The 16,010-nt window shown below is 43.2% G+C and carries 10 protein-coding genes, 3 tRNA genes and 1 pseudogene; 13 read left to right on the top strand and 1 reads right to left on the bottom strand.

The window, feature by feature from the left end; genetic code table 11:
* Positions 1-69 precede the first annotated feature (69 nt).
* From JI65_RS15065 to JI65_RS15015, 11 genes are all read left to right on the top strand, one after another.
* Positions 70-141: transfer RNA gene (locus JI65_RS15065), tRNA-Gly, on the top strand.
* Positions 142-160: 19 nt separating this feature from the next.
* Positions 161-232 (top strand) — tRNA-Gly (locus tag JI65_RS15060).
* 73 nt (positions 233-305) lie between these two features.
* Positions 306-740 carry a hypothetical protein gene (locus tag JI65_RS15055; RefSeq protein WP_191017987.1) on the top strand — a complete coding sequence of 145 codons (435 nt, stop codon included), beginning with the start codon at positions 306-308 and terminating at the stop codon, positions 738-740.
* A 208-nt stretch (positions 741-948) separates the two neighbouring features.
* Positions 949-1,962: a LacI family DNA-binding transcriptional regulator gene (locus JI65_RS15050; RefSeq protein ID WP_191017986.1), complete on the top strand. Its 1,014-nt coding sequence runs from the start codon at positions 949-951 to the stop codon at positions 1,960-1,962.
* Positions 1,963-2,007: 45 nt separating this feature from the next.
* Entirely contained in the window at positions 2,008-3,315 is a 1,308-nt protein-coding gene (locus tag JI65_RS15045; RefSeq protein ID WP_191017985.1) for an ABC transporter substrate-binding protein, read from the top strand.
* 70 nt (positions 3,316-3,385) lie between these two features.
* Positions 3,386-4,477 (top strand): carbohydrate ABC transporter permease, encoded by a 1,092-nt coding sequence (locus JI65_RS15040; protein WP_191017984.1) that lies wholly within the window; start codon positions 3,386-3,388, stop codon positions 4,475-4,477.
* Positions 4,474-5,379, top strand: coding sequence for a carbohydrate ABC transporter permease (locus JI65_RS15035; protein ID WP_191017983.1), 906 nt, complete (start codon positions 4,474-4,476; stop codon positions 5,377-5,379). Before JI65_RS15040 ends, JI65_RS15035 begins: the two co-directional genes overlap by 4 nt.
* Positions 5,380-5,382: 3 nt before the next feature.
* Positions 5,383-7,203 carry an amylosucrase gene (locus JI65_RS15030; protein WP_191017982.1) on the top strand — a complete coding sequence of 607 codons (1,821 nt, stop codon included), beginning with the start codon at positions 5,383-5,385 and terminating at the stop codon, positions 7,201-7,203.
* Positions 7,204-7,222: 19 nt separating this feature from the next.
* A complete protein-coding gene (locus JI65_RS15025; RefSeq protein WP_191017981.1) occupies positions 7,223-8,194 on the top strand; it encodes a carbohydrate kinase family protein in 972 nt (323 codons plus the stop codon).
* 144 nt (positions 8,195-8,338) lie between these two features.
* The gene (pgmB, locus tag JI65_RS15020) at positions 8,339-11,326 is read left to right on the top strand and encodes a beta-phosphoglucomutase (protein ID WP_191017980.1); all 2,988 of its coding nucleotides are present in this window, start codon (positions 8,339-8,341) and stop codon (positions 11,324-11,326) included.
* Between the two features lie 370 nt (positions 11,327-11,696).
* Positions 11,697-11,768: transfer RNA gene (locus tag JI65_RS15015), tRNA-Gly, on the top strand.
* Between the two features lie 212 nt (positions 11,769-11,980).
* On the opposite strand, the gene JI65_RS15010 is transcribed toward JI65_RS15015, so the two are convergent.
* Positions 11,981-14,032 carry a methyl-accepting chemotaxis protein gene (locus tag JI65_RS15010; protein ID WP_191017979.1) on the bottom strand — a complete coding sequence of 684 codons (2,052 nt, stop codon included), beginning with the start codon at positions 14,030-14,032 and terminating at the stop codon, positions 11,981-11,983.
* 221 nt (positions 14,033-14,253) lie between these two features.
* Between JI65_RS15010 and JI65_RS15005 the strand changes: the two genes are divergently transcribed.
* Positions 14,254-15,456: a hypothetical protein gene (locus JI65_RS15005; RefSeq protein ID WP_191017978.1), complete on the top strand. Its 1,203-nt coding sequence runs from the start codon at positions 14,254-14,256 to the stop codon at positions 15,454-15,456.
* 359 nt (positions 15,457-15,815) lie between these two features.
* Positions 15,816-16,010 (top strand): annotated as a pseudogene (locus tag JI65_RS15000) (dihydroxy-acid dehydratase); the annotation flags it as partial.

The following is a 16,010-nucleotide window of genomic DNA, read 5'->3' as shown; positions in this document are numbered from 1 at the left end:
TCTCAGCCTTCCAAGCTGAAGACGAGGGTTCGACTCCCTTCTGCCGCTCTTACATTTTTATATATTTTTGCGGCAGTCATATAACGGCTATTATCTTAGCCTTCCAAGCTAAAGACGAGGGTTCGACTCCCTTCTGCCGCTCTTCATTTTTATATATTTTGCGGCAGTCATATAACGGCTATTATCTCAGCCTTCCAAGCTGAAGACGAGGGTTCGACTCCCTTCTGCCGCTCTGGTAAAACTCATCGATTTTGCTCGGTGAGCTTTTTTTATGTTCCGTTTTTGTCAGTAGACAGGAGATTTTTATGAACTTGAACAGAATTCAAACTGAAATTCAAAAGGCACTTGTAAAATTGGGGGAACGTTCGCGTTTTTCGGAAGCTGTGCTTGCAAAAAAAATCCGTGAGGAAATCGGAATCGACGGAAAAAAGAAGGCTGGCATTGCTCTTTTGGATTTGGAAAAAGCTGCTGAATTCCTTGAAGAATCGGAAGGTTTTCATTATTCATTCATGTTGAACAGCGCGAACGATCTTTTAATCGAAAAAACTTGCGAATCAAGATTTCTTGAAGGCGAATCTCGTTCGAGACGCTTAAAGAGCGAGCGCGCCATGTCGTTGTTCACGGATGGAGACATTGAAAAATCTACTTCAAAAAAATCCCTTCATTCAAAAAAATCAAAAAATCTTCGCACTGAACGAAAATCAATTCAGCTCCAATCTGATTTTGAGGATTTTGAGTAAAACTCTGTGAAAATAATGGTTGAGCTTGTGAAAAACAGCAAGTGTAACATATTTTTTCTTTTTGACAGGCTCATCTCCTTAAAAATCCTAAATGAATGCCCTGAAAATATTCAAACTGTGAATTTTTAGAGAAATCCTAAAATAACATAAAATTTTCATTTTTTATTCTTGACGGCCAATTTTTTTGCAGTATACTGTAACTAATTACATGAAAGCAGTTTCAAAACAAAGTACAATTTATGATGTCGCACGATTGGCCGGGGTTAGTTCCGCAACAGTTTCGAGGGTTCTTAATGAGCCTAATCGGGTTGCGGAAGAAAAACGCCAGCGCGTGCAGGACGCAATTAAACAGTTGAATTTCGTTCCTAAGGCTGATGCGGTTGCAAAGGCTCGTAGCTCCTATCGAAAAATCGGGGTTATCGCGCCTTTCTTTACGCAGACTTCTTTTATGGAACGTCTCCGTGGTTTTTCTGCGGTTTTGAGCGCAATGCATTACGAACTCGTAATTTATGCAATTGACACCGAAGAAGATTTGGAAAATTACATACGAATGCTGGTAAACACGCAGCGTGTTGACGGTCTTGCGCTTCTTTGTGTGAAGTTGAACGAAAAAATCCTTTCGCTTTTGCGGGACGCGAGTTTTCCGGTGTGTTTCGTTGAAAATGAGTACGAAGGATTTGACTGTGTTGTTGTTCACAACTTAAAAGGCGGGCAGAAAGCTGCGGAGTTCTTGCTGGACAAAGGGGTTGAAAAACCCGGATTTGTTGGCGAAAAATCCAGCTTGCCGTATGCGGTGAATGCCACTGAGGAGCGTCTTCGCGGATTCAAATTTTATTGTGCGAACCGAGGAATTGTAATTCCAGAGAATCATATTTGGCTCGGAAATTTTATGGAAGGAAATCTTGATGATGAAATCAGACGGTTTTTGGACCAGCCGGAGCTTCCTGACGGGGTTTTCTGTTCGAGCGATGTGATTGCCGCACGGTTTGTTAGAATCGCGCTCGAAAAAGGAATTCCGGTTCCTGACGGCATAAAGGTTATTGGTTTTGACAACATTGATATGGCGGAATACATAGGTCTAACTTCTGTGAGCCAGAGTCTTGAGGATTCTGGACGAATGGCTGCAAAACTGATTTTGGAGCGCATTGCGGACAGAAATCGGGGGGAAACCACGATGTATGTTCCGATTAACGTTATTGAGCGAAAAACAACTGGCAGATAAGTCAGGTTTTATAAACGGCGGATTATTCTGTCGAAAGGGGGCTGTATGAAAAAAAAAGTTTGTGTCAGAACTGCATCAAAAGTTGCAGTTGCGTTTGGTATGTCAGCTTTGCTCGCTTTGAGCGTAGGTTGCAACGAGAAGAAAACTGCTGCAAAAGTTGATGACGGGACGATTCGTATTGAAGGTGCTTTCCGTGGGGAAGAGGAGGCGAGGTTTCAGGAAATCGTAAAGATTTTCAATGAACAGAACCCTCAGTTTCATGTGACTTATGAAGGAAGTCCTGATTTTGAAGTTCAGATTCAGGTTGAAACTCAGGCTAACACTCCGCCGGACATTGCGGCTATTCCTCAGCCTGGCACAATGAAGCGTTTTGCTGACGCTGGCTGGATTAAACCTTTGGATTCAGAGGTCGTTGCGGCAATCGAAGAGAATTATGCACCTGTATGGAAGGAACTTGGTTCTTATAACGGTGCGACTTATGGCGTTTTCCATCGTGTTAACGCAAAAAGTTTCGTTTGGTACAACAAAAAAGAATGGGCTAAACGCGGTTATTCAATTCCTAAGACATGGGATGAACTTCGCGAACTTGAAGCCCGAATGGTAAATGAGGGAGTTACTCCGTGGTCTGTTGGATTTGAATCAGCTGCCGCAAGTGGTTGGCCGGGAACAGACTGGCTTGAAGATATGGTTCTCCGCACTGCAGGACCGGACGTTTACGACAAATGGGTTAACCACGAAATTCAGTTTGACGACCCGGCAATCGTAAATGCACTTAAATATTGTGGTGAGATTTTCCTTAACAACGATTATGTTTACGGTGGTTCTGCAAACATCGTTTCTTTGAACTACGGCGACAGTGTAAAACCTTTGTTCGAAAATCCTCCAAAAGCGATGATGAACCGACAGGGTAACTTTATTACTGGATTTATGCAGGATGAGATTCAGAGCAACCTTGAGGAGAACGTTGGCGTATTCGCTCTTCCTGGAGTTGACCCGCAGTGGGGAACGCCTGTTCTTGGCGGCGGCGACCAGTTCGTGGCATTCACAGACAAACCTGGCGTAAAAGAGTTTATGAAGTTCCTTACAACATGGGAAGCTTGTGCTCCGTGGGCTAGAATCGGCGGTGCTTTGTTCCCTCACAAAAATCAGAACTTCAACGACTACGGAAATGCTCTTGAACGCGAAATTGCAGAAATTCTTGTAAGTGCAAGCGTATTCCGATTCGATGCTTCTGACCTTATGCCAACTGAAGTAGGTTCTGGTTCATTCTGGACAGGAATGGTCAACTACGTAAGTGGTGCTGAGTCTGCCGAGGAATGTTTGAAAGTTATCGACGAGACTTGGCCTCAGTAAAAAAGTGAGGGAGTGCCGCAGGCTGCTACAGGCTTGCGGCTTTCGTGGCAAAGTTAATAAAGGGGGAAACATGGCTGGGATACGTTCACTCAAGGCTTATGCGTCCGTTTCTGACATAATCAAGGCGATTGCGGTTGTAATCGGTACGGTTATTGTTTCTGCAAGCGGATTTATGCTCCTTAAAAATAATGTGCTTTCGCAGGTTCCTACGACCGTGGTGGCGATTGTTTGGGGCGTTTTATCCGTCATTCTGATTTTTTATTCGCTTAATCTTCTTGCGCAGATTTTTCCTACAAGAGTTTACAATAAAATCGTTCCGTACATTTTTATTGGGCCGGCAGTCCTGATTATGGGCTGGTATCTTTTTTTGCCGACCATGCGCTCGTTGCTTTTGAGTTTTATGGACAAGACTTCTACAAAATTCATTGGTCTTGATAACTATAAATACTTGTTCACTGACCGTTCCATGGTGGTTTCTATCAGAAACACGCTTATCTGGCTTGTTTGCGGAACGGGATTCAGCGTTGTTCTAGGATTGACCGTTGCGATTCTTGCTGAGCGAAGTCACATTGAAAAATTTTCAAAGACGTTGATTTTCTTGCCAATGTCAATTTCGCTTGTCGGTGCGGGCGTTATTTTTAAATTCATGTATGCGGCTAAATTCGGCGGTGCGGAGCAAATCGGTCTTCTTAACGCAATCGTCGTTCACTTGGGCTGGGAGCCTCAGAACTGGCTCGGAAAAGCCCCGTGGAACAACTTGTTTTTGATTGCGATTTTCGTATGGCTTCAGACCGGCTTCGCGATGGTCGTTCTTTCTGCGGCATTAAAAGCCGTTCCTGAAGAAATGATTGAAGCTGCCCGCATTGACGGTGCGAGCGAGTTCAGAATCCTTATGCAGGTTGTAATTCCGAACATTCGGGCTTCGATTATCAGCGTAAGCACCACAATTCTTCTTGCCGCGCTGAAGTGTTTTGACATCGTTTACTCGATGACAAACGGACTTTTTGGTACGGAAGTTCTTGCTTCGCAGCAGTACAAGCAAATGTTCACTTTCCAGAATTATGGACGTGGTTCTGCAATTGCGATTTTGATTTTGATTGGCGTAAGTCCTGTAATTTATTACAACTTAAAAGAATTCCGAAACAAGGAGGCGTTTAAATGAAATCACTTGAAGCAAACAAAACAAAAGCATCTTCACTCGTTACGTTTGTTTTGCTGACATTTTGTATTCTCTGGACTCTGCCTACAATCGGAATCCTCGTTACATCTTTTAGGACTGCCGATGCGGCTTCTTCAACAGGTTGGTGGAAGGCATTTGCGGACATTAAGAGTTTTACCCTCGACAACTATAATCAGGTTTTGTTCGGGCAGCGCTTTAATGTTGGAAATGCGACCGGAACTTCTACGGTGCGCGGTGCAACCATGCTCAGCGCATTCCTTTCGTCAATTACAGTAACGCTTCCTTCTGTAATCATTCCGATTTTGATTGCGGCTGCTGCGGCTTACGGATTTGCTTGGCTCAGCTTTAAGGGAAGAAACGTGCTTTTTGCGGCGATTATTGCTCTTTTGGTAGTTCCTCTCCAGATTTCTTTGATTCCGATTCTCCGCGACTACAATAAAATCGGTTTGAACGGAAGTTATCTCGGAATCTGGCTTGCGCACACGGGCTTTGGTCTTCCGCTGGCGACCTATATGATGTATAACTATATTTCCTCGTTGCCGCGTTCAATTCTCGAATCTGCATTCTTGGACGGCTCTAGCCACTTTACGACGTTCGTGCGTCTTATTCTTCCGCTTTCGGCCCCGGCAATCGCCTCGTTCGCAATCTTCCAGTTCATCTGGGTTTGGAACGATATGCTTGTTTCCCTCGTATTTTTGAGCGGTGCCGGACAAAAATTGCAGGTCGTTACGGTACGCCTTATGAACATGGCCGGAACCCGTGGTACGGACTGGCATTTGTTGACGGCTGGCGCATTCGTTTCTATGCTCCTTCCGCTCGGCGTATTCCTGGGATTGCAGAAATTCTTTGTTCGCGGACTTTTGGCAGGCTCTGTTAAGGGGTGATTTATGTATCAGAAATTGCTTGAGCAAAATATGAGTGAGCTTACGGCACGGCTGTATGAGTTGTACGGCCGTCGCTGGGATTTTTTTCAGATTCTTTCCCGGCTGGAATCGATTATGAAAAAAGCGTCTCTTGAACGGCAAGAAGGCTATCTTTTAAAAAATGATGAAGAAGCACTTGCCGCTTCAAAAGAAAATCTTCCGTGGTATTTAAAACAAGAAACCGTGGGAATGATGCTTTACGTTGATTTGTTCTCAGAAAATTTGCGTGGATTAATCGAAAAAATTCCGTATTTTTTGGAATTGGGCGTAAATTACGTTCATTTAATGCCTCTTTTTGACTGTCCTAAGGGCGAAAATGACGGCGGCTACGCAATCAGTTCGTACAGAAAAGTTCAGCCAAAACTCGGAACAATCGAAGACTTGCGTAAAGTTTCGGAGGCTTTCCACAAAAACGGAATTCGGCTCGTTCTTGATTTTGTTTTTAATCATACCAGCGATGAGCACATTTGGGCAAAAAAGGCAAAACGCGGGGATGAAAAATTTAAGCAATTTTATTATATCTATAAAGACAAGGCCGAAGTTGACAGCTGGAATTCCACGTTGCGTGAGATTTTTCCTACTGTCCGACGCGGTTCATTTACGTACAAAAAAGAATTTGACGGCTGGGTTTGGACAACCTTTAATTCTTTTCAGTGGGATTTAAATTATTCAAATCCAGAAGTTTTTCTTGCCATGTGCGAAGAAATGCTTTTCCTTGCGAATCTTGGTGTGGACGTTCTTCGTCTTGATGCGCTTGCGTTCGTCTGGAAAGAGAAGGGAACTCCTTGCGAGAGCCTTTCAAAGGCTCATACTTTGATTCAGGCTTTTCAGTACGTGGCAAAAATCGCTTGTCCGTCGCTTCAGTTTAAGAGCGAGGCGATTGTTCATCCTGACGAAGTTATAAAATATATTAATGATTCAGAATGTCGGCTGAGTTACAATCCGCTCCAAATGGCACTTTTTTGGTCAACGGTTGCAACCCGCGACGCAAGGCTTTTAACTTCTTCCCTAAAAAATCGCTGGCGAATCCCGGAAAACTGTGCGTGGATAAATTATATTCGCTGCCATGATGATATTGGCTGGACGTTCAGCGACGAGGATGCGGCTTGGCTCGGCATTAACGGTTACGAGCACAGAAAATTCCTGAACCGATTCTTTACGGGCCGTTTTGACGGAACTTTTGCTAGCGGAGAGCCGTTTCAGCTGAATCCGAGTACGGGCGACTGCCGAATTTGCGGCACAATGGCGAGTCTTGCGGGCCTTGAGCAGGCCGAGGAACGAAATGACGAAAATCTTCGCAGAATGGCGATAATGCGCTTAAAAATGATGTACGCCGTTCAGATGGCTTTGCCTGGAATTCCGCTTTTGTATGCTGGCGACGAAAAAGCTGTTTTTAACGATTACAGCTATCGCAATGTAAAAAGCAAAAAAGATGATTCTCGTTGGGTTCACCGCATAAAAACTGACTGGAGCGAAAAAAACGAGCTTGCCTCCCAAAAAATGGTCAAAGATTTCGTTAAAAAAGTCATCGCGCTCCGAAAAAATGAGCCTATGCTTGGCGGAAGCGAAATCTTTTTTTACGACGTGCAGGATCCGAAAGTTTTTGCGTTCAGACGCGGAACGATTCACGTCGTGGCGAATTTCAGCGACAGCCCTGCGGAATTTATGATTGACGCATGGAGCGAGAACAGCACGGACTTGCTCACGGGACGAAATTTTTGGAATCATCAAAAACAGCTTCTCGCGCCTTACGAAGTTCGCTGGCTAAAAGAAATAATTGAATAGAATGTTTTCTGGAGATTTTATGAAAAAATACGATGTTGTTGCGCTTGGCGAGATTCTGATTGATTTTACGTTCGCAGGAACAAATTCCGACGGAAAAAAGCTTTACGAAGAAAATCCTGGCGGCGCACCTGCAAACTGCGTGAGTGCCGTTGCAAAACTTGGCGGAAAAGGTGCGTTCATCGGCATGACCGGACGTGATTCTTTTGGCGAGGACGTGCGGCGTGTTCTTGAAGGTCTTAACGTTGACACAAGCGGAATGTGCTACACTGATTCTCAGCACACTACGCTCGCATTCGTGAGCCTTGAGCCGAACGGAGAGCGTCATTTTAGTTTCTGCCGAAATCCGGGGGCGGACACTCAAATTCGCCCGGAAGATTTGAACGAGGAAATGCTCAAAAACGCACGGATTTTTCATATCGGCTCGCTTTCTCTTACGGACGAGCCTGCAAAATCTTCAACGCTCGCAGCAATCCAAATCGTAAAAAAGGCGGGCGGACTTATTTCTTATGACCCGAACTACCGTGCGAATCTTTGGAATGGCAGAAGCGACGCGATTCCTTTGATGAAGAGTATATTCCCGCTGGCAGACAGCGTAAAAGTGAGCGACGAGGAACTCGCACTGCTTTTTGGAAAAGAAAACTGCATTGAAGACGGAGCCAACAAGATTCTTGACTTTGGACCGACTCTCGCAATGATTACTCTTGGTGCAAAAGGCGTTTTTTATGGCGCAAAATTGCCTGACGGAAGCCGAATCTTTGGCACAATCGGATGCAAGGACGTAAAAGTTGTTGACACGACCGGAGCCGGCGACAGTTTTACAGGCGGAATGCTTTACAGACTTACCCGCCGGGAAAATTCGTTTGCATTCACAAAAGCCGAGCTTGAAGCAGATTTGCAGTTCGCGAACACGGTCGCTTCGATTTGCGTTACACGAAGAGGCGCAATTCCCGCATTGCCAACTCTAGACGAAGTGAACGCTTTTAACAAATAGCTTTTAGATTTCTAACGCAGATAAATACGGATAGTCGCAGATTGGTCGCAGATAAATTAAAATTAAGTTTTTTATATCCGTGTCCCAGCTGTGTGTTTCGGCGTTCATCTGCGTCAAAACTTAGATGATTAGTAGGTGACGCCTATGATTTTTTCGACACAAAAATTTGGTGGCAGTGAGGCTGCCCGTAACGAAACGCTTTTTACCCTCGGAAACGGAAATCTTGGTTTTCGTGGAGATACCGAAGAAAAAGCCGGAACATTCCATAAAGGCACTTACATAAATGGATTTTATGATAAAGAACCGATTTTGTACGGTGAAAATGCCTACGGCTATGCGACGAATCACGAGACGATTCTGAACCTTCCTGACTCGAAACGTATTGAACTTTCGGTTGACGGGCACAGATTCAACATGTTCGACGAAAAAGCGAACGTTGATTTTTTTAGTCTTACTTTGGACGAAAAAAAAGGCACTCTTACCCGCAGAACTGACTGGAATTTTAACGGCGAAAGTGCGATTTCTCTTGAGAGCGAGAGACTCGTTTCTTTTGTGCATGAAGATTGTGCTTTGATTCGTTACACGGTGACGAACAAATCTTCAAAGCCCGAAAAAATTTCTCTTGCCTCATGCATAGACACGTCGGCAAAAAATATTCTTGCAAAGGACGACCCTCGAATCGGCGCAAAGTTCAGGCATACGCCACTGATTATCGATAAAACAAAGGCGGAAGCCGGGGAACTTTATTTTGAAGCTCATACCGCATTGTCGTCTCTTTTTTTGGCAGGAAAAGTGATTAATATTTTAAAAGTTGATGAAAAAGACGGTGCGCAAAAATCCCCTGAATCATCACTTTTATCTTCTTCATCTGAATCTTCAAAAATCTTTCCGGACATTGATTCTTCTTCGCCTTCATGTTTTGGTGATTTTGTTCTCGAAAGCGGAAAAAGTTTTACGCTTTTAAAATTTATTTCGTATGTTTGGGGAACTTCCCCGGAGAATCTGAAAAATCAAGCTGAAAAATCTTGTGAAGAATTTGCCAAAAATGGTTTTGAAAAAGCCGTTCGCGAGCAGGAAGAATTCCTCGAAGATTTCTGGAAAATTGCCGACATCGATATCGTTGAAGAAAAAAGCTCTGATTCTGTTGAATCAAATTCTTCTTTGCAGGATGCGCTTCGCTTTAATCTTTTTCACCTTTTGCAAAGCGCGTCTCGGAGCGGAAAGGCGAGCATTGCGGCAAAAGGCTTAACTTCCGAAGGTTACGAAGGGCACTTTTTTTGGGACAGCGAATGTTACGTTTGTCCGCTTTTTACATACACGGCTCCAAAAGTCGCAAAAAAACTTCTTGAATACCGCACGTCGATTTTGGACAAGGCACGTGAGCGCGCAAAAGTTATGAGCCTGAATGGCGCGCTTTTCCCGTGGCGAACGATTTCTGGCGAAGAGACGAGCGCATACTTCCCGGCGGGAACTGCACAGTATCACATAAACGCGGACATTGTTTTTGCGTTGAACCGATTCTTGAATGCCCACGAAGAAAATTCTGAATTAAAAATTGACGAGAATGCCGTGCAGGAAATTTGCGCGGAGAGCGCGAGAATGTACGCTTCGCTCGGAAGTTTTTCTTACGGCAAAGACGGTGCTTTTTGCATAAACGATGTTACGGGACCTGATGAATACACGGCAATCGTGAACAATAACGCGTTCACGAATTTTATGGCGCGTGAGACTTTTGAGATTGCTCTTTCCCGGGCAAAAAATTCTGCGGATGAATCTGAAAAATCAGAATGGACTAAAATCGCAAAAAAAATGTACATTCCGTTTGACAAAGACGCTGGAGTTTACGCCCAGGATGACAGTTTTATGAACAAACCTGACTGGGATTTTGCGCACACCCCAAAAGAAAACTTTCCGCTTCTTTTGCATTATCATCCGCTCGTGATTTACCGTCACCGGGTTTTAAAGCAGCCTGATTTGGTTCTTGCACAGTTTTTGCTGAGCCGAAAATTCTCGTTGGCAGAAAAAGTGCGGAATTTTAATTTTTACGAAAAATACACGACCGGGGATTCTTCGCTTTCTCACTGCATTATGAGCATTATGGCTTCGGCAACTGGGGATTCAGAAAAAGCTCTCGATTATTTTAACAAAACCGTGCGAATGGACATTGATGATGTGAACGGAAACAGTCGGGACGGAATTCACACGGCGTGCATGGCCGGAAGCTGGATGAGCGTGGTTTACGGATTTGCGGGTTTTGAGGATTACGGCGGAAAATATTCGTTCAACCCGCATTTGCCAGAGGGCTGGAAAAAACTGCGTTTCGCGCTTTCGATTCGTTCAGCCGTCGTTGACGTTGAGCTGACTCGCGAAAAAGCACTTTATTCGCTCCGGGAGGGGAGCGAGCCTTTGACTTTGACTCATCGAAACGAAGAGTTTACTTTACGTGCCGGTGAGGAAAAATCTTTTTCGTTAAAAAACAAACTTTCCGCTGTTCTGTTCGACCTTGACGGTGTTGTTACGGATACGGCACCGCTTCATTTTGCGGCCTGGAAAAAAATGGCTGACGAAGAGGGCCTGAAATTCGATTTGGAGATGAACAAAAAACTTTTGGGCATTTCCCGCGAAGCTTCCCTCGAAGTGATTCTAAAAGAAAACGGTGTTACTTGGAGCAATGAAAAAAAGGCTTCTTGGTGCATAAAGAAAAACGAAATCTATAAAGATTCGCTTTTGACGCTTTCTGAAAAAGACATTTTACCGGGAATCAAAAAGCTTTTGATTGACTTAAAAACTCACGGCGTTCGTGCGGCCCTTGCTTCGAGCAGCAAAAATGCTCCAGCGATTCTGGAGCGGCTCGGGCTTACGGATTATTTTTGCGCAATCGCGGATGCGGCAAAGGTGCAAAAATCAAAACCGGAACCAGATTTATTTTTGGAAGCTGCTGAACGTTCTGAATCTTGGTACACAGACTGTATTGGCGTTGAGGATGCGGAGTCTGGCGTAAAGGCAATAAAAAAGGCTTCAATGAAAGCCGTTGGAATTGAAACTACGGTTCAATTGCCAGAAGCCGATTTAAGGCTTTCTTCCACAGCCAGTTTGACTTACGAAAAACTTGTCGCCTTGATGGAAAACTGATTTTTGTTCGAGGCAAGGCGCGAGTTTTCTGTATGAGCGGACGGGTATGGTGCCGTAATGCTGAACTTGATTCAGCATCTGTCGTTAAGTTATGGAAGATTCCGAAACGGGTTCGGAATGACTGCAATTGATAGATGTCTGTGTGCTCAATGATTGCGAGCGGCGCGCGAGCAATAAAGCAAACCTCGCGCTTGACGCCGTGCTTGTCGCGGCAAGCGCGAAGCTCCTGCAAGCTTCCCCTCCAATGCGTGAGTTTTTTGTAAGAAAAACTCACGGGAAACGCAAAAGTAGACTTTCTGTAAAAAAATAAAATTTTCAGCGTTTCCGTATTGACAACAATCCTTAAAAATCATAATATATATTCACATTTGCGGCAGTCATATAACGGCTATTATCTCAGCCTTCCAAGCTGAAGACGAGGGTTCGACTCCCTTCTGCCGCTCTAAAAGCTAACTTTTACTTAAAAGTTAGCTTTTTTTATTTTAAACTTATAAAACTGCGTTTTCGGTTAGCTCTTATAACCTTCCTGCACTATAACGAAAAAAAATGGATGCGCTGGCAAAACGATTTTTTGCGGTAGCGCATCCAATTATTTAGGCTCAATTTCAAGTTTCAAAACTCGACATTCGACCTGTAATTTAGAATCCAGAGCTATTAGATTTTAAATCCGTTTATCTGGTCGGAAATCTCACCGATGGCATCGTTAACTTCCTCTGCGGCGGTTAAGAGCTTGCTTTCCATATCTTTTACACTTCTTGCAGAAACACTTGTTTGTTCGAGAGAGCTTTTCATTTGCGTTGTTGAATCCGTAAGCTCGGTGGTGAGCGTTTGCAATTCTTCCTGGCTCTTCTGCATTTTTATACCAGCTTCGCTTACGCCAAGAGTAACTTCTCGCATTTGTTTTAGAACGTCGATAATCTGCTGTGAACCCACGTCCTGTTCATCCATAGCATTTTTGATTGTCGAAACTATTTGCGAAGTATTCGCCATCTCGCTGTTTGTAGTCTGGTAAATCGCATCAGCCTGGCTTGCGGCGTCTACAACCTTGTCAATAAGATTTTTGATGTCAGAAATCTTGTCTTTAATTTCTTTAGACTGAATTGACGAAGACTCGGCAAGCGTTCTGATTTCATCCGCGACGACGGCAAAACCTCGGCCCGCTTCCCCTGCATGCGAGGCTTCGATTGCGGCATTCATGGCAAGAAGGTTTGTTTCGCTCGCAATATTTGCGATGGTCTTATTTGCAACGTCAAGGTCTTTTGATTTTTCGGCCATCTTGCTGACAATCGTCTGAATTTCTTTCTGTGCATTTGTGCCTTTTTCAGAAAGACCTGTGAGCGTCGTAAAAGTGTTGCTCATGTGAACGGTTGATTTTGTAACGCTCTTAATGTTTCCGATCATTTCCTCAACCGCGGAACTTGCCTCTTCAACAGCGTTGCTCTGACGTTTTATGAGCGAATCGAGATTGGAAATCTTTTCAGAAATCGTTCCTATGATATTTTTGGAGTCTTCAACCGAAGAAATCTGTTTTATCATGTGCTTTTCCGTGTCTCCAACGGAACTGTCGAGCTGCTTTATATTTTCATGCGTTTCACCAAGATTCTTTGTAACATCTTCGTTGGCTATAAGCATGTTGTCCTTTGATTTTGAAATATCTGTTATGAGCCCCTGAAGCCTTGCCACGAATGCGTTAAAGTTGTGCGTGACTTGGCCGATTTCGTTCGCAGACATTTCTGGAAGTCGCTTCGTAAGGTCTGCGTTTCCTGTAGAAATTTCTTTAAGATTTGAATTGACCTTTTTGAGCGGCTTTATGTAGTGATAAAGCAAGAGCGAACTGAAAATTGACATTATCACAGCCGTAATGACGATTGTTGAAAGCAGACTTCTCATCAAATCTGTCTGGGTCTTTTTTACAGTTGCCGTCGGAACGACTATAATTACGCTCCACGTAGTAGATGCAACTTTATAAAGGAAGATTTCGTTTTTTGAGTCTCCCGTGAGCAAGGTTGTGTGAAGCATTTCCTTGTTTTCGGTATCTTTTATGTATGCAACTGCATCGTCTGCGTATTTTGACATTTCAAGCGTCCAGCAAGGAAACTTCAAAATCGTTTCGGTGGCAGGACCCGCAATATAATATCCTTTTGAATCGACGATAACGGCAAAACCTTTAGGACTTGCGACATCTTTGCCTTTTATGTTCATTACTGTTTTTTGAAGGTCTATAATCGGGGCAAAACCGACGAAAAATCCAGGTGCGTTTCCGTAGTCGTCTTTTACGATGCTGGTTTTGCAGTAAGGAATGAGACCATTTTCAAAACTGTCGCCAATCGGCTCTGCATAAAGCTGACCCAATTTTCCGTCTTTCATCTTTCTGAACCAGTCTTCATTTGAAACGTTTTTTACGGTTCCGTCGTCATAGAAGCACTGCTCAGTTGCGTAGTCGGCGTAGGCAATCTTTTTAAAATTGTTTCCCCGGTTTTTTGCAAAGTCTTTGAGCATTTCCTGAATTTCAATCGGGTCATTTGAACTTCGTCCAACATAGTTGAGCGCAGTGTATGCTCGAAGCTGCTGCATGTGCAGGGAGTTTTGACTGTTTATTGCGAAAGCGGTTTCCCGAACCAATTCTCTTGTGCTTTCTTCAAAAGTTGCCGCAATATTTTTTGCGGTGGTGTAGAGACTTACGGAAGCCGCGAAAGATAAAACCAAAATGATTACTACAATGAGTTTCCAGGCAAGCTGGAAAGTCAGTACTTTTTTTCTTTTTAGTGTATTTTTTTTCTTTTGATGTCATAAAACCTCCTCTCAAGCTAATAAAATTATCAGTTATTTTTAACTCTCTGTACATCGAATTAATCTTAAATTTCAGTATTTTTTACACAGTTTTTATTCCTTGCGCGCGGTATTTTTTACGACTTAAAATAGAATTTATGACAGACGTTGAGAATCTTGAAAAAATGATTGCGGACGTTTTTTGGGTTGAAAAGAAAATCAAAAACAAAAACAATACCAACCGCTGCATTCAACCCCTGAATCTTGATAACGGACAAAAAATCAGTTTTTTCGCCTATAACTTTATGAACCGGCTTTCGCGCCTGAACGAAAAATTTAAGGGAAGTTCGGAAGATATACGAAATATTTGCGAAAAAGTGAAGAATATCGGCGAAACTCACAATTCTCAGTGGGCGGGACCTTACAGCGAGCTTGTGGCTCTTGATTTTTACACTCAGTTTTCTGAATTTTTTGATGTTTCTTACATCAACATTCTCGACATTCGTCAGCATAAAAAATCGATTCCTGCAAAAATAGGACAAAAAGAACTAATCGACATTGATTTGTGCCTTCACCTCAAAAATATGGACATTTTTACGGACGTAAAATCATTCAACTGCATTCACATGAATATTTTGGACGAGATTTTTAAGAAAGTTGAAAAATATGCCCTTGAAACGCTGGGAAAACTGATTCTTGTTGGCGTGGACAATCTTTCGAGTTTGGATTATATGGAAGTAAAAAATCATCTCGGCTACGAAAAAAATAAAATCTTTCAGGCTTTAAAAATTGCCGTAAAAGAAAACCGGCGGAACGTGAATTACGAGAGCAAAGACGGAATAAAATTCAATTTTAAAATCGAATATTCAAACATGCTTTCCACCGTAAAAGATTACTCGCCGTTTGCGATGGCGGAGGCGTACAAATATAAATTCCTTGATTACGGGAACAAGTTGATTGACAACGAATATTCGGTGATTACAATCGTAAAAAATCCGTGGTTCAACGAGGAGACTGTGGATTTTGGTGATTTTAACAATCTTTTTTACCGTAGTCTGAGCCGCCGCACTTTTATGGAGCTTTTTAAGATGGACAATTTTGCCCGCGAAGTGTCGAACTTTTATTCGCAAAGTGATTTAAGCGTGAGCGATATTTCAAAAAGTCTTGCAGGCATTGTTTTTATTGATGACAACAGCGCGTACACTAAATCCCGCGAAAATTTGTACGACGCATATTTTTACCTGAACCCGAATTACGCGAACAAAGAACCGCTCACAATCCGAAAAATAGAAAAATTCTTCCATAATTCCTTTCTGAGCCAAATAAAAGACTTTGATGATTTTAAGTGGGATAATTACTGATTAAAAACTGACGTCATGCCGAATTTATTTCGGCATCTACTCTTACACTGCAGAATTGTGTTTACGGAAACGCTACAAGTTGATTTTAAAACTTTAGGTTTGGTCCGAGCGTTTCCCGCGACTTTTTCTTGCGAAAAACTCGCGCTCTGGTGGGGGCATTTGCAGGGAATCGGTGAGTTTTATTGCTCGCGCTGCGCTCGCAATTTTGAGAATGTTAGTTTGTCTTGCATAAAAATCAATTTAACCTTTCTAATCTTTCACTTTACGCAATAATCTCGGGTGAGTATAATTCTAGTCGATAGGCTAAATCAACCAACTAACGAAGTGCGAAATTAAATCCGCAAAAACAGAGGTACAAAATGGCAAAAAAATCTGATAATGCTTGTAAGGGAGTTGCGCGTGCTCCTCACCGCTCGCTTTATTACGCATCTGGCTACACGGACGAAGAACTTAACCAGCCGATGGTCGGAATCATCTGTGCAAAGAACGAACTTATTCCTGGTCACATTGAGCTTGACAGAATTGCAGAGGCTGTAAAGGCCGGCGTTCGCATG

Source organism: Treponema zioleckii, from assembly GCF_014737315.1.
Taxonomy (GTDB): domain Bacteria; phylum Spirochaetota; class Spirochaetia; order Treponematales; family Treponemataceae; genus Treponema_D; species Treponema_D zioleckii.
This window is presented reverse-complemented; position numbering and strand designations above follow the sequence as displayed.

Bases quoted from the DNA above. Each gene is read 5' to 3' on its own strand.
- JI65_RS15050 (WP_191017986.1), top strand. From the start codon at position 949: ATGAAAGCAGTTTCAAAACAAAGTACAATTTATGATGTCGCACGATTG.
- JI65_RS15045 (WP_191017985.1), top strand. From the start codon at position 2,008: ATGAAAAAAAAAGTTTGTGTCAGAACTGCATCAAAAGTTGCAGTTGCG.
- JI65_RS15055 (WP_191017987.1), top strand. From the start codon at position 306: ATGAACTTGAACAGAATTCAAACTGAAATTCAAAAGGCACTTGTAAAA.
- JI65_RS15030 (WP_191017982.1), top strand. From the start codon at position 5,383: ATGTATCAGAAATTGCTTGAGCAAAATATGAGTGAGCTTACGGCACGG.
- JI65_RS15025 (WP_191017981.1), top strand. From the start codon at position 7,223: ATGAAAAAATACGATGTTGTTGCGCTTGGCGAGATTCTGATTGATTTT.
- JI65_RS15040 (WP_191017984.1), top strand. From the start codon at position 3,386: ATGGCTGGGATACGTTCACTCAAGGCTTATGCGTCCGTTTCTGACATA.
- JI65_RS15005 (WP_191017978.1), top strand. From the start codon at position 14,254: ATGACAGACGTTGAGAATCTTGAAAAAATGATTGCGGACGTTTTTTGG.
- JI65_RS15035 (WP_191017983.1), top strand. From the start codon at position 4,474: ATGAAATCACTTGAAGCAAACAAAACAAAAGCATCTTCACTCGTTACG.
- pgmB (WP_191017980.1), top strand. From the start codon at position 8,339: ATGATTTTTTCGACACAAAAATTTGGTGGCAGTGAGGCTGCCCGTAAC.